This is a genomic window from Streptacidiphilus fuscans (assembly GCF_015690355.1).
Classification (GTDB): domain Bacteria; phylum Actinomycetota; class Actinomycetes; order Streptomycetales; family Streptomycetaceae; genus Streptacidiphilus; species Streptacidiphilus fuscans.
In genome coordinates this window covers 308,875-322,970 of the sequence record NZ_JADPRT010000005.1, presented here as the reverse complement: position 1 = coordinate 322,970, position 14,096 = coordinate 308,875, and the positions used below count along the sequence as shown (strand labels likewise).

Sequence of the window (14,096 nt, the reverse complement as noted above, 5' to 3'; positions counted from 1 at the left end):
CGATGGCACTGACCGAGAAGGACCCCGCTGCGCAGGCTGAGCCGCAGGTGAAGCGCTCACATCCGCGCCGCGCCGTAGCGCCGCTGCGCTGGCTGGACCGCTCCGGCGAGCAGCTGATCTTCCACCTCAGCGTCCTGCTCTGGCTGCCGCGCGCGATACGCCGCTACTTCAAGGAGATCCTGCGACTGCTCGCCGAGGTCTCCTTCGGCAGCGGCGGACTCAGCGTCATCGGCGGCACCGTCGGCGTGATGATCGGCATGACGCTGGCCACCGGCACCGTCGTCGGCCTCCAGGGCTACGCGGCGATGAACCAGATCGGCACCACCGCCTTCACCGGCTTCATCTCCGCCTACTTCAACACCCGCGAGATCGCCCCGCTGGTCGCGGGCCTCGCGCTCTCCGCCACCGTCGGCGCGGGCTTCACCGCGCAGCTGGGCGCGATGCGGATCAACGAGGAGGTCGACGCGCTGGAGGGGATGGGCATCCGCAGCGTGCCCTACCTGGTCACCACCCGGATCGTGGCGGGCGTGGTCGCCATCATCCCCCTCTACGGCGTCGGACTGCTCAGCTCCTACTTCGCCTCACGCGTCGTCACCGTCTACTTCAAGGGCCAGTCCGCGGGCACCTACGACCACTACTTCAACCTCTTCCTGTCGCCCACGGACGTGCTGCTCTCCACGCTCAAGGTGCTGATCTTCAGCGTGGCGGTGATCCTGGCCCACTGCTACTACGGCTTCCACGCCAAGGGCGGCCCGGCGGGTGTCGGCATCGCGGTGGGACGGTCGGTGCGCAACGCCATTGTGGTCATCAGCGTCACCGACTTCTTCATCAGCCTGGCGCTCTGGGGCGCGACGACGACCGTGCGGGTGACCGGATGAGCCCCCGCCGGACGGCGTCCGCCTCCCCGCTGCTGCGGCGCACCGCAGGACTGGTCTTCGTGCTGGTGCCCGCGTTGCTTGCCTGGCTGGCGATCGCCGTCTACGACAAGGACTTCAGCCACGACGACACCGTCACGGTGATGACCGACAGCGTGGGCAACGAGATGCACCTGGGCGCGGACGTCAAACTGCGCGGCGTGGTGATCGGCCAGGTCCGGCAGATCACCGCCGACGGGCAGGGCGCGCGGCTCACGCTGGCGATCGACCCGACGCGGATGGCGCAGATCCCGGCGAACGTCAGCGCGCAGATGCTGCCGACCACGCTCTTCGGTGAGCGCTACGTCGACCTGGTCGCGCCCGCCGACGCGTCGGCCACGGCGTTGGCCGACGACACCACGATCCCGCAGGACCGGTCGGCCAGCGCGGTCGAGCTGGAGCAGGTCTTCAGCAACCTGATGCCGCTGCTGACCGCCGTCCAGCCGCAGAAGCTCGCGGCGACGCTGAACGCCGTGGCCGACGCGCTCAGCGGACGTGGCACCGAGCTCGGGTCCACGCTGCGTCAGCTCGACTCGTACCTGCACACCCTCGACCCGCAGCTGCCCGCCCTCGTCGACGACGTGCAGCAGCTGGTGCAGGTCAGCGCGACCTACAACCAGGCCGCGCCCGACCTCGTGCAGGCGCTCACCGAGTTCACCAGGACAAGCAGCACCATCGCCCAGGAGCAGAGCCAACTCGACACCCTCTACGGCACCACGACGGCAACCTCTGCCCAGCTGACCTCGTGGCTGCAGGCCAACCGGCAGAACCTGATCAGCCTGGCCGTCGACAGCACCGGCACGCTGGGCGTGCTGAGCCGCTACGCGCCCGAGTTCCCGTGCACGCTCAGGGCGTTGGCGGACTTCGTGCCGGTGATGGACAAGGCGCTCGGCAAGGGCACCGACCAGCCCGGCCTGCACGTCCAGTTCACCGTCGTCCCCGCGCGCGCCGATTACGTGGCGGGCAAGGACACGCCCGTGTACAACGCGAACAGCGGACCCTCCTGCTACGGCGCGCCCTACACCGGTCACACCGTCTCCGCGACCGCGCAGAGCGCCGCGACCCTCGGCCCGGCCAACTCCCCGCAGGAGAACGAGCTGGTCGGCGAGCTGCTCACCCCGGGCCTGCCGGCCACGGCGCAGCACACCGGCCTGCCCGACTGGAGCAGCCTGCTGGCCGGGCCGCTGCTGCGCGGGACGGAGGTGACGCTGCGATGAGCCGACGCAGTCTGGCCGGACCGCTGGCCAAGTCCTTCGTCTTCGTCACCGTCACCGCGCTGGCGACCACCGGACTGGCGCTCAGCATCGCTGACACCACGGTGGGCAACACGGTCAGCTACTACGCCGACTTCACCGACGCCACCGGCGTCGCGCCCGGCGACGCCGTCAGGATCGCGGGCGTCCAGGTCGGCCAGGTGCAGGATGTCACCCTGGTCCAACGCCGGGTCGCGCAGGTGCACTTCAGCGTGGAGCGGGGCAAGACCCTGCCCGCGTCGGTGCAGGCCACCATCAAGTACGAGAACCTGGTCGGCCAGCGCTACGTGGAGCTCAGCCAGGGCACCGGCCCGGTCGACCGGAGCCTCCCGCCCGGCGGCACGATTCCGGAGCAGGACACCACCCCCGCCGTCGACCTGACCGAGCTGTTCAACGGCTTCCAGCCGCTGTTGCAGGGCCTGGCCCCGGACGAGATCAACCAGCTGACCGGCGAGATCGTCCAGGTGCTCCAGGGCGAGGGCGGCACGGTCGACCAACTGGTGTCCACCATCGGCTCGCTGACCACCACGTTGGCCGCCAAGGACCAGGTCATCGGCCAGGTGATCGACAACCTGAACCAGGTCGTCGGCACCGTCAACGACAACACCAGCGGCTTCACCACCCTGGTCGCCACCCTCCAGGAGCTGGTCAGCGGCTTCGCCCAGGACCGGACCGCCATCGGCGACTCGGTCTCCGCGCTCTCGCAACTGACCACCAGCACCGCCGGGTTGCTCACCGACGGCCGGGCGCCGCTTGCGGCCTCGATCGCCCAGCTCGGCCGGCTCTCCACCAACCTCGCGAACGGGACACCGCAGTTGGAGGACTTCCTGCAACAGACGCCCGCCAAGATGACGGCGATCGGCCGCACCGCCTCGTACGGGTCCTGGCTCAACCTCTATCTGTGCCAGGCCACCGTCAGCGGCGTCACCACCACCGACGGCAGCAAGGCGCCGACCGGGGTCAGCGTCGACGAGGCCAGGTGCAGATCATGACTATCCGTCAGATGTCGCGCCGTCGGGGACCGTTGTTCCGGCCGCTGCGTGAACGCAATCCCGTGGTCGTGGGCGTGGTCGGGCTGGTGGTGCTGCTGCTGGTCGGGCTGCTGGCGTACAACGCCGACGCGCTGCCGTTCGTCGGCGGAGGCACCCACTACACCGCCGACTTCACCGAGGCCGCCGGGCTGACCTCGGGGGACGAGGTCCGCGTCGCCGGGGTCACCGTCGGCAAGGTCACCGGCGTGGCGCTGGACGGGGCCAAGGTGCGGGTCGACTTCCAGGTCAGCGGCGCGTGGGTGGGCAACGCCAGCAGGCTCTCCATCGCCATCAAGACGCTGTTGGGTGCCAAGTACCTGGCCGTCGACCCGCTCGGCACGGCCGCGCAGAACCCGGCCGACACCATCCCGAGCAGTCGCACCACCTCGCCCTACGACGTCGCGGTGGCGCTGAACGGGCTCGGCCAGACGCTGGGCCAGTTGGACGAGAAGCAGTTGGCGCAGAGCTTCCAGGCGCTCTCCGACACGTTCCGCAACACCCCCGCGTCCGTGCGCACCGCGCTGACCGGGCTGTCATCACTGTCGCAGACCATCTCCAGCCGTGACGCGGAGCTCTCCCAACTGCTCCAGGGCACCAGCGCGTTGACCGGAACCCTGGCCGACCAGAACTCCCGCCTCCAGACGCTGCTGAGCGACGGCAACCTGCTGCTCGGCGAGATCCAGCAGCGCCGCGACGCGATCCACCAGCTGCTGGTCGGGACGACGGCGCTCGGCACCCAGCTCACCGGGCTCGTCCAGGACAACCAGGCGCAGCTCGCCCCGACGCTGACGGCGCTGAACAAAGTGGTGAGCGTGCTCCAGGCCAACCTCGGTCAGCTGAACCAGGTGCTGGCCCTGGCCGGGCCCTACTACCGGCTGGTCACCAACACGCTCGGCAACGGCCCCTGGTTCGACGCCTACCTGTGCGGGCTGGTCCCGAGGGGCTACCTGCCGCCGGGGACGCCGCCCGCCACCGGCTGCATGCCGCCCAAGGCCGGTGCGACTCCGACGACCTCGACCGCGAGCCCCTCGACGCCCTCGACGCCCTCGACGACACAGAGCGGGAGCCGACGATGAACCTTCCGCGTCACCGACGGGGTTCCCTCGCCGTCGCCTGGGGAGCCGTGCTCGTCCTGGTCGCCGCGGGCGTCACCGTGGGCGTGAGCCAGGCGGCCGGTCCGCCGCAGCAGCACCTGAGCGTCGACTTCACCCGTGCCGTCGGCGTCTACCCCGGCTCGGACGTGCGGATCCTCGGCGTCAAGGTCGGCACGGTCGACTCCGTCCGACCCGACGGCACCATGGTGGTGGCCGGCCTCAGCGTCGACGGCAACGTCAGGATCCCGGCGAACGCCGGGGCCGTCGTCGTCGCGCCGACGCTGGTCGCCGACCGCTACGTGCAGCTCACCCCCGCCTGGACGAGCGGGCCGCAGCTCGCGGACGGCGCCACGATCCCGCTCGCCCGCACCGCCACGCCCACCGAGATCGACCAGCTCTACCAGAGCATCACCCAGCTCAGCCAGGATCTCGGCCCGAACGGCGCCAACTCCAGCGGCGCGCTGTCGGACCTGCTCAACGTCGGCGCGGCCAACCTCGCCGGGAACGGCGCGGACCTCGGCAACACCATCAACCAGCTGGGCCAGGCCTCCAAGACGTTGGGCGGCGACAGCAACGACCTGTTCTCGACGCTGACGTCGCTGGAGTCCTTCACCGCCATGCTGAAGACCAACGACAGCGGCGTCCGCACCGCGCTCAGCCAACTCTCCAGCGTCAGCGGCTTTCTGGCCGCCGACCGGCAGGACCTGGGGTCGGCGTTGCAGCAGTTGGCCACCGCGCTCACGCAGGTGCAGCAGTTCATCCAGGACAACCGCGCCCAGCTCAAGAAAGCCGTCGACTCGCTGGTGCCGATCACCCAGACCCTGGTCAACCAGCGCACCTCGCTGGCCGAACTGCTGGACACCGCGCCCCTGGCCGCGGGCAACCTGCTGAACGCCTACGACCCGCAGCACGGCACCCTCGACGGCCGCGGCGACCTCAACGAACTGAGCCTCGGCGGCAGCGTCGCCCCACCGCTGCCGCTGCCCAACACCGGAGGCGCCGGATGAGACAGCCCTCGCGCCTCGCTCTGTTCGGGGCCCTCGGTACCGCGTCCTTGCTGCTGGCGGGCTGCTCCGCGCCGATGACGACCATCCAGGACCTGCCGCTGCCCGGCGGGGCGGCCCTCGGCAGCCACCCGTACCAGGTCCGCGCCCAGTTCGCCGACGCGCTCAACCTGGTCGCCCAGGCGGACGTCAGGGTCAACGACGTGCCGGTCGGACGTGTCACCTCGATCGCGCTGGCCCCCGACGGCTGGACCGCCGAGGTCACCATGGAGGTCAACGGCGACGTCCACCTGCCGGCGGACGCCTACGCCGAGCTCGCGCAGTCCAGCCTGCTCGGCGAGAAGTTCGTCCAGCTCACCGACCCGCCCGCCGACGTCCCCGCCACCGGCACGCTCCAGCCCGGCGCGCAGATCCCGCTCTCCCGCACCGACCGGGCGCCGGAGGTCGAGGAGATCTTCGGGGCGCTGTCGCTGCTGCTCAACGGCGGTGGCCTGAACCAGATCCACAGCATCGCCGTCGAGCTGAACAAGGCGCTGGCCGGCAACACCACGCAGATCCGCGACCTGCTGCCGCAACTCGACACCCTCGTCTCCACCCTGAACGCCCACCGGCAGGACCTCACCAACGCCCTCGACGGCGTCGACCGGCTCTCCACCACCCTCGCCGCCCGCGACCAGCAGATCGGCACCGTGCTCAACGACCTTGCCCCCGGCCTCCAGGTGCTGAGCCAGCAGCGCGGCCAGCTCGTCACCATGCTCCAGTCCCTGGATACGCTCTCCACCGTCGCCGACGACACCGTCAACCGCAGCAAGGACGCGATCGTCGCCGACCTGAAGTCGCTCGCGCCGACGCTGCAACAGCTGGCGGACGCGGGCAGCGCGCTGCCCAACTCGCTCCAGGTGCTGGCGACGTATCCGTTCACCGACCAGGTGCTGCAAGGCATCAAGGGCGACTACCTCAACGCCTACCTCAGCGTCACCGCCGCGAACGGCACGCAGGTCAGTCCGATCGTGCCGGTGCCGAGCGGTGCGCCCGGAACCGCGTCGTCCCCGGGAGGCCAGTGATGCTGACCGCAGCCACGAAGATCAAGAACCTTGCCTTCCTCGCCGTCGCGGTCCTCGCGCTCGGCGACATCGGCATCCGCTACGCCGACCTCGGCCACGACGTGGGGCTGAGCGGCACATACGATGTCCACGTCCAACTCGCCCAGACCGGCGGGCTGTTCCAGGACGCGGACGTCACCTACCGGGGCGTCTCGGTCGGCCGGGTCGGCCCGATCACGCTCACGCCGCAGGGCGTGGACGCGGACCTGCGGATCAACGACTCCGCCCCGCACATCCCCGACCAGCTGCACGCCGTCGTCGCCAGCCTGTCGGCGGTGGGGGAGCAGTACCTGGACCTGCAGCCGAACACGAGCTCCGGCCCCTACCTGCACAACGGCTCCGTCGTCCCGCAGAGCGTGACCCAGACCCCGCCCCCGGTCTCCACCATGCTGACCAGCGTCAACGCCCTGGCCCAGTCCGTGCCGCTGCAGTCCCTGCAGACCGTCGTCGACGAGCTGGGCAAGGGCTTCTCCGGGCAGGGATCGAACCTCCAGGCGCTGCTGGACACCAGCCACCAGTTCCTCACCGCCGCCCAGCGCGCCGCTCCGGCCACCACCCAGCTGATCACGGACGGTTCGAGCGTGCTGGCCACGCAGCAGGCCGAGAGCGGCGCGATCACCAGCTTCGCCACCTCCGCCGACCAGCTCGCCGCGCAGCTCGACGCGTCCGACACCGATCTGCGGCGGCTGATCACCGCCGTGCCGGAGGCCGACACCCAGATCACCGGGCTGTTGCAGGACCTCGACCCGCAGTTGAGCGTGCTGCTGGCCAACCTGACCACGACCGCCGACGTCGCCATGACCCGGCAGAACGGCATCCAGGAGCTGCTGGTCGAGCTCCCGCCCGCCGTGGCGGCGGGGTCCACGGCGATCACGGCGAGCGGCGCGCACGTCGGTCTGTCGCTGACCTTCTTCGCGCCGCTGCCCTGTACGGCGGGCTACGGCGGCACGCAGTACCGGAACGGCCTCGACACCGGCCCGGCTCCGGCACTGAACACGGCGGCCAGCTGCACCGAGCCCGCCTCCAGCGGCGACGTGCGCGGCGCGGCCCACGCGCCCGCCCCCGCCGTCCCCGCGCCGACCGTCCCCGGCGAGCTGGCGAACACGGCGACGGGAGGGTCGGCGGCACTGCTCGACGCCTCGGCCGCGGGACCGAAGGACCTGGCCGGGCTGCTCGGGATGGGAGACCTGACACGATGACCGTCCGCGAACGCCTGCTGGGCGTGTGGGGCCCGCCGCGCCTGCCGCGCCTGCTGCACCAGCGCCGACTGCCCGTTCTGGCCGTGCTGCTCGCCCTCGCGTGCTGCGCGGGCTGCCTCGCCTGGTACCTGGTCGCCGACGGCAACCCGGACCTGGCCTTCGGCACCGCCCGCGACGCCGCCCTCGCCCAGGGCCGCACCGACGTCGCCACGCTCAGCAGCGTCGACGCCACCCATCCGGCCACCGCCATGACGGGCTGGCTGACCGTCACCACGGGCACGCTGCGCGACCAGCTCAGCTCCGAGACCGGCGCGGACGAGCACGCCGTGACCCAGGCGGGCACGTCCACCCAGGCCCAGGTGACCGATGCCGCGCTGACCGCGCTCGACACCCGCGCCGGTACGGCGACGCTGATCGCCACCGTGCAGATCCAGGTGACCCACCAGGGCAGCTCGGTCGGCACCCAACGCAAGCGGCTGGAGGCCACGCTCGCCAGCACCGCCTCCGGCTGGAAGATCACCTCGCTCACGGCCGTGGCGTGATCGAGCTCGAGGAGGAGCGAGGACATGCAGGTTGACGAAGCGTCAATTGTACTGCCGGACGCGAGTGTCGACGAGGAGGCGACGCCCGCGCGTCGGTGGGCGGGGTGGAGTCGCGCCCGGGGTGTGCTCGCGCTGGCGGTGGCCGTGCCGCTGGTCGCCGCCGCGCTGCTCGGGTGGCGAGCGACGCACCTGCCCGGTTCCGCGTCGCTCGCGAACCGGGCGCTGACCGACACCGCCGCCACCGCGCAGGTGGAGAGCCAGGTCGGCAGCGCCCTCGACCAGATCCTCAGCTACACGCCGGACGGCACCGGCGCGACCGCCCAGGCGGCGAGCCAACTGCTCACCGGTCAGGCCTCGTCCCAGTACCGCACGCTCTTCGGGCAGGTCGCCCCGCGCGCCCAGGAGCAGCGGCTCACGCTCACCACGACCGTGGCGCGCATCGGCGTCGAGTCACTGACGGCCGGTCAGGCCCGGCTGCTCGTCTTCCTCGACCAGACCGCGCAGCGTCAGGGCGCGGCGCCCAGCACCGTCCCGGCGCAACTCGCGGTGACCGCCGTCCTGCGCGGCGGGCGGTGGCTGATCTCGTCCCTCGACGTGCGCTGAGAGAAACGCGTCTTCGACTGCCTGACCGGCCTGACAGGAAAGGGAACGACGGAGAATGACGGAACGAAGGTACAGGCGCGCGTCGGCCGTGCTGCTCCTGCTTGCGACCGGGTTCGCCGCCTGGTTCGGCTACGGCTGGTACGCGGCGGCGCACGACCAGTCCGCCGCGTTCGGGCAGAGCCGGGACCGGGTGCTGGCGGCCGGTGAGCAGGCGGTGCAGAACCTCAACACGCTGGACTACCGCAACGTCTCCTCCGGCCTGAAGGTCTGGCTCGACTCGACAACCGGCGACCTGCACACCCAACTCACGCAGGGCAGTTCCACGTTCACCTCCCAGGTGCAGCAGGCCAAGTCGGTCACCACCGCGTCCGTGCTGGACGGCGCGGTCACCCAGCTCGACGACCGGGCGGGCACGGCCAGCGTGATGGTCGCGCTGCGGATCACCGTGCAGACCGGCAGCGGCACGCCCGCCGTCAAGGAGAGCCGGATGCTGGGCCAGCTCACCCGCACCGCCTCGGGCTGGAAGCTCAGCGCGCTGGAACAGGCACCCGTCGGCACCGCGACCGCCCCGGCGAACTGACCGCGTGAACGACAGCGCACCGAAGAGATCGAGGACCTGCCATGTCGATGTCCCGCCACACGGTCAACCGCCGCCGCCGACTGGCCGCCCGCGAGGAACGCGGCACGTCCGCAGCGGGCGCGACCGCCACCCTGGTTCGCCCGCCGTCCGAAGATCCCCCGCAGGGCCCGCAGCGCTCGCAGCGCCCACAGCGCCCGCGCCCGGCGAAGCCGACTCCGGTGGCGTCCACGCGTAGGCGTCGGCTGCGCCTCGCGCTCCCCGTCCTCTTCGCCGTGCTGACGGTGCTCCTCGGTGCGTTCGCCGCCTGGGCGGGCGCCCAGGCCGCCGCCGACCGCGCCGGAGCGGACGCCGGGAACACGGCACTGACGGACACCGGCCGCACCAGCCAGGTCGTCGGCTCGGTCTCGCAGGCGGTCAACCAGCTCTTCTCCTACTCCTGGACCGCCCCCACCCGCACCGACCAGTCCGCCCGCACCCTGCTGACCGGCAGCGCGGTCCACCAGTACGCGACGCTGATGGCCACGGTCCGCGCCCAGGGCCCGCGCGAGAAGCTGGTGTTGAGCACCACCGTCACCGACTGCGGCGTCGACGTCCTCTCCGGCGACCGCGCCCACGTCCTGGTCTACGCCGACCAGACCAGCGTCAGCACCGCCGCCGGTGCCTCGTCCGGCGCCTCCAACGACGGCGCGGCGATGCTCGCGGTCGACGCGGTCCTGCAGAACGGCACCTGGCGCATCGCCGACTTCGACACCCTCGGCGCGTGACCGAAGAACGGCGAACCGGCGGGCCCGAGTTGGCGCGGGTCTGCTCGCAGTGACGCCGTCAGGCCGTCTGTCGTCGGTTGACGTGGCGCTGCTGCTCGGGCAGACATCCGGGTGAATTGATGCCTCCGTGCGGGTGCTCGGGCTCGATCCGTATACGGAGGATGTGATGCACTACGCCCCAGTCCCGGCAACAGGCGCGGCTTGACCGCGCCGTCCACGGAACCAGGAGGCGGACGTGACCGGCGGCGCCACGACGAGGAGCAGCCATGCCCACTGAGACACATGTGGGCGCCGGTGTCGCCAGCTTGCCTCCCCGCGTCCCACCCGCCCGCTTCGGACGGACGCGCCTGCTCGCCTACGTGCGTCTGGCCAAGCTCGGCATGATCGACTACTACCTCAGCATCGTCGTGGTGTGGTCGCTGCTCCCGGCCCAAGAGCGGCTTCCCGGCCGGGGAGTGTGGGCGACCATGGTTGCTTTCCTGCTCGGTGAGGTCTTTCTGGTGGGCGCGGCGGTCGCCTTCGACGACGTCGCGGGCTATCGCGACGGCAGCGATGCCGTCAACTACGGTGCGGACGCGCCGGTTCGGCGACTGCGCCGCAAGCCCCTGCTGGCCGGGAGCCTCACCGAGACAGCCGCGATCCGCTCCGCGTGGGGAATGATCGGCGCGGGCGCCCTGTGCTGGGGAGCGGCGCTGGTCGTCGCGCCGCACCGGCCGACGTGGGCGGTGCTCTGCGTGGTGACCGCAGGCCTCGTCGTCCCGCAGTACTCGTGGGGCCTGCGGCTCAGCTACCACGGCCTCCAGGAGGCGTTCCTCGCCGCGGTGGGTTGGGCCTTCGTTCTGCCGCTGTGCGGGCTGCTCACCGGCGCGGCAGGCGGGCTGGTCGTCGTGGAGGCGTTCCTGTTCGGCCTGGGCCCGCTGCTCTTCGGCGTGTACTCGAACATCAACGACATCGTCGGCGACCGGTCCGTCGGCCGACCGACCGTCGCCTGCCGTGTCTCCCCTCGGGCGAACGCCGCGTTCATCGGCGCCCTCTCCTGCCTGGAGACCGTGGTGGTCGTGGCTGCGGCGCTGACGGGAACCGTCGCGTGGTGGTTCCCGCTGATCCTGCTGCCGGTGACGGTGGCCCGCACCGCGCAGTTCGTCGTCGGCATCGTGCGCGGTGACGTGCTGCGTGCCCGGCTGATCGGCATCCGTGCGCATCGGATTCTCGTCGCCGCGCTCGTGGCGGCCAACCTGCTGGGCGCAGGGCGGGTCTGACCGACCCGCATCCGTATCGACACATTGACACGTTGACACAAGACGTTGGCAAGCACATGGGCAAGGCACGTTGGCAAGGGAGCAAGCGCGGATGGCCGAGACAGACATCGACGTCGCCGTGGTGGGCGCCGGGATCTCCGGTCTGGCCACGGCGTTCCATCTGGCCGCGGCCGGAAGGTCGGTGCGGGTGTTCGAGGCCGCCGCCCGAGTGGGCGGCCGGATGGCCAGTCGCGAGCACGACGGCTACGTCATCGACGAGGGCACCGAGACCATCGCCGCGCGCGGCTACGAGAGCACCTGGCGGCTGATCCGGGCCGTCGGCATGTCGTCGGACGTCATCTCGGTCGGCGGTCGGGTCGCCGTCTGGCGCGGCGGCCGGGCCCGCGCCAACCAGGGCCACCCCGCCGCGCTGCTGACCGGCGGCACCATGTCGTGGGGAGGCCGACGCGCGTGGCTGCGCTACACCGCCGAACTCCTGTCCCGCAGGCGGGAGTTCGACCAGGACAGCCCTGAGGCGACGCCGCTTCGTGACGCGACGGTCGCTGAGTTCGCCCGAGACCGCCACCGTGACCTCCACGACTACCTGTTGCAGCCCCTGGCCGGCAGTCTCTTCGGCTGGAGCCCGGAACGTTCGGCGATCGCCGCGATGATCGCGCCGCTCCTCGCCGTGGGCGGCGCGGGTGCCCGCTGGGCGACGTACCGGAACGGAATGGACAGGCTGGCCCTGGCCCTGGCCCGGCGTCTGGACGTGGTGACCGGCAGTGCGGCCGTCGCCGTCAAGCCGGAACCGGGCGGCGTACGGCTGGACTTGACGCACGGTCGGACCGTGACGGCCCGACGCGTCGTGCTCGCGGTGCCGGCGCCCCAGGCGCTCACCCTCCATGCCGACCTGCCGGACGACGAGCGCCCGTACCTGACGGCGAGCACCTACAGCTCCATGCTGAAGGTCACCTGCCTGCTGGACCGCCCGCTGCCGAGCCCGACCCGGCGACCCTCCTACTGCATGCAGGTCCCGGCCGTGGAGAACGAGGTGTTCGCCGGGGCGGTCCTGGACCACATCAAGGCCCCCGACCGTGCGCCGTCCGGCCGCGGCCTGGTCAACCTGTTCGCATCACCGGCGGCGACCCGTCGCCTGCTCCGGCAGCCCGACGAGGAGGTGGTCGCGGAGATCTGTCGGCACGCCGAGCGCTTTCTGCCGGGCCTGACCGACGCCACGCACACCACATTCGTGGTGCGCTGGCCGATCGGTCTCCCGGAGGCGACGCCCGAGGCGCTGCGGCTGCGGCGCGCGTTCCTCGACCGCCCGGTGCGCCGCGTCGACTACGCCGGTGACTGGGTGGCGCTCCGCCCCAGCAGCGAGGGAGCCGTCCGCTCCGGCGAGATCGTCGCGGGCCGGATCCTGTCGGCCGACGCGCGGTGAACACCTGCCTGCCGCTGCGTGCAAACGGGTGAATGCGGTGCATAGGCTGATGATCAAGCACTTATGATCCACTTTCGTGACAGACAGTCAGCGCACCTTATCGGCACGTGACTCGGCCGACGTGGTCATCCTGGGAGCGGGCCCGGCCGGGCTGGTGCTCGGGAACGTGCTGCTCGCCCACGGGATCGACTGCGTGATCCTGGAGCGGGCAACCCGGGCGCACGTGCAGAGCCGGGCGCGCGCCGGCTTCCTGGCGGCCAACACCGTGAGGGTGCTGGACCGGCACGGCCTGGGGGAGGGCCTGCACCGGCGCGGGCAGGCCCACGGCACCTGCGAGTTCCGCACGGAAGGCTGCCGCTTCCGGCTCGACTACGGCTCGCTCGGCCGGGGCGAGCAGCACACCGTCTATCCGCAGCAGGAGTTGGTGACCGACCTGCTGACGCGGTACCTGGACGCGGGCGGGCAGGTGCGCTTCGAGACCGAGGCGGTCGCGGTGCGCGAGGCGGACGGCGCGCGGCCCCGGGTCGAGGTGCGCGAACCCGACGGCCGTCCCGCGCGATGGCAGGCCCGCTATGTCGCGGGCTGCGACGGGCGGCACGGTGCGGCGCGGCGCTCCCTGCCGGCAGGCGCGGTCCGGCGGCACCACCGCGACCCCGGGATCTCCTGGCTCGGCCTGCTCATCGAGGCCCCGCCGAGCATGGACGCCGTCGGGTACGCGGTCCACGAGCGGGGTTTCGCCGGGCACATGGCCCGCACCCCCGAGGTCACCCGCTACTACCTGCAGTGCGGGCGCGGGGAGGCCGCGGACACCTGGTCCGAGGAGCGGATCTGGGACGAACTGGCGCTGCGGATGCGCGCCGGGGAGCACGGCGCGCTGCGCCGGGGGCCCGTGGTCCAGCGAGCCGTCGTCGACCTGGAGTCCGACGTGCTGGAGCCGTTGCGCCACGGCTCGCTCTTCCTGGTCGGCGACGCCGCCGGCCTGCTCAGCCCGTCCGCCGCCAAGGGCGCCAACCTGGCGGTGCTGGAGGCGGAGCTCCTGGCCGTGGCCCTGGTCGACGCCCTGGCGCACGGTGACCCGCGCGGCCTGGACGGATACTCCGCGCGGTGCCTGCCCTTCATCTGGCGGGCGCAGGAGTTCTCGCACTGGATGATCCAGCTGCTGCACGGTTCGCCTGGCGAAACGTCTTTCCAGCAGGCGTTGCGCTGCGCCCGCATCGAGTCGCTGCGCACCTCGCGCACCCACCAGGACTGGTTCGCCGAGCACTACGTCGGCGTCTGACACCACACCACAGCGGTTCCACGCTCACCCTCCTGAGCCACCGCTCCTCAA

General features: G+C 71.7%; 14 protein-coding genes. All 14 read left to right on the top strand.

The genetic code is table 11. The features are described from left to right. Nucleotides 1-2 precede the first annotated feature (2 nt). The 14 genes from I2501_RS14705 to I2501_RS14640 all read left to right on the top strand — a co-directional run bounded on the left by I2501_RS14705 (nt 3) and on the right by I2501_RS14640 (nt 14,045). The gene (locus tag I2501_RS14705; protein ID WP_196194430.1) at nt 3-878 is read left to right on the top strand and encodes an MlaE family ABC transporter permease; all 876 of its coding nucleotides are present in this window, start codon (nt 3-5) and stop codon (nt 876-878) included. Further along, nucleotides 875-2,131 (top strand): MCE family protein, encoded by a 1,257-nt coding sequence (locus tag I2501_RS14700; protein ID WP_196194429.1) that lies wholly within the window; start codon nt 875-877, stop codon nt 2,129-2,131. The genes I2501_RS14705 and I2501_RS14700 overlap by 4 nt, the downstream gene beginning before the upstream one ends. Next, nucleotides 2,128-3,159, top strand: a complete 1,032-nt coding sequence (locus tag I2501_RS14695; RefSeq protein ID WP_196194428.1) for an MCE family protein — start codon at nt 2,128-2,130, stop codon at nt 3,157-3,159. Before I2501_RS14700 ends, I2501_RS14695 begins: the two co-directional genes overlap by 4 nt. Continuing rightward, a complete protein-coding gene (locus I2501_RS14690; RefSeq protein WP_196194427.1) occupies nt 3,156-4,274 on the top strand; it encodes an MCE family protein in 1,119 nt (372 codons plus the stop codon). The genes I2501_RS14695 and I2501_RS14690 overlap by 4 nt, the downstream gene beginning before the upstream one ends. Beyond that, nucleotides 4,271-5,299 carry an MCE family protein gene (locus I2501_RS14685; RefSeq protein WP_196194426.1) on the top strand — a complete coding sequence of 343 codons (1,029 nt, stop codon included), beginning with the start codon at nt 4,271-4,273 and terminating at the stop codon, nt 5,297-5,299. The genes I2501_RS14690 and I2501_RS14685 overlap by 4 nt, the downstream gene beginning before the upstream one ends. Next, nucleotides 5,296-6,360 (top strand): MCE family protein, encoded by a 1,065-nt coding sequence (locus I2501_RS14680; RefSeq protein ID WP_196194425.1) that lies wholly within the window; start codon nt 5,296-5,298, stop codon nt 6,358-6,360. The genes I2501_RS14685 and I2501_RS14680 overlap by 4 nt, the downstream gene beginning before the upstream one ends. Next, nucleotides 6,360-7,598, top strand: a complete 1,239-nt coding sequence (locus I2501_RS14675; protein ID WP_196194424.1) for an MCE family protein — start codon at nt 6,360-6,362, stop codon at nt 7,596-7,598. The genes I2501_RS14680 and I2501_RS14675 overlap by 1 nt, the downstream gene beginning before the upstream one ends. Further along, nucleotides 7,595-8,140, top strand: a complete 546-nt coding sequence (locus tag I2501_RS14670) for a hypothetical protein (RefSeq protein WP_196194423.1) — start codon at nt 7,595-7,597, stop codon at nt 8,138-8,140. The genes I2501_RS14675 and I2501_RS14670 overlap by 4 nt, the downstream gene beginning before the upstream one ends. 24 nt (nt 8,141-8,164) lie before the next feature. Then, entirely contained in the window at nt 8,165-8,743 is a 579-nt protein-coding gene (locus I2501_RS14665) for a hypothetical protein (RefSeq protein WP_196194422.1), read from the top strand. A gap of 55 nt (nt 8,744-8,798) precedes the next feature. After that, the gene (locus I2501_RS14660) at nt 8,799-9,323 is read left to right on the top strand and encodes a hypothetical protein (protein ID WP_196194421.1); all 525 of its coding nucleotides are present in this window, start codon (nt 8,799-8,801) and stop codon (nt 9,321-9,323) included. Nucleotides 9,324-9,364: 41 nt separating this feature from the next. Continuing rightward, nucleotides 9,365-10,087 carry a hypothetical protein gene (locus tag I2501_RS14655; RefSeq protein ID WP_196194420.1) on the top strand — a complete coding sequence of 241 codons (723 nt, stop codon included), beginning with the start codon at nt 9,365-9,367 and terminating at the stop codon, nt 10,085-10,087. Nucleotides 10,088-10,353: 266 nt separating this feature from the next. Next, the gene (locus I2501_RS14650) at nt 10,354-11,346 is read left to right on the top strand and encodes a UbiA family prenyltransferase (protein ID WP_196194419.1); all 993 of its coding nucleotides are present in this window, start codon (nt 10,354-10,356) and stop codon (nt 11,344-11,346) included. 91 nt (nt 11,347-11,437) lie between these two features. Beyond that, nucleotides 11,438-12,766 (top strand): protoporphyrinogen/coproporphyrinogen oxidase, encoded by a 1,329-nt coding sequence (locus I2501_RS14645; RefSeq protein ID WP_196194418.1) that lies wholly within the window; start codon nt 11,438-11,440, stop codon nt 12,764-12,766. Nucleotides 12,767-12,887: 121 nt separating this feature from the next. Then, nucleotides 12,888-14,045, top strand: a complete 1,158-nt coding sequence (locus tag I2501_RS14640; protein WP_196194417.1) for a 4-hydroxybenzoate 3-monooxygenase — start codon at nt 12,888-12,890, stop codon at nt 14,043-14,045. Nucleotides 14,046-14,096: the final 51 nt, after the last annotated feature.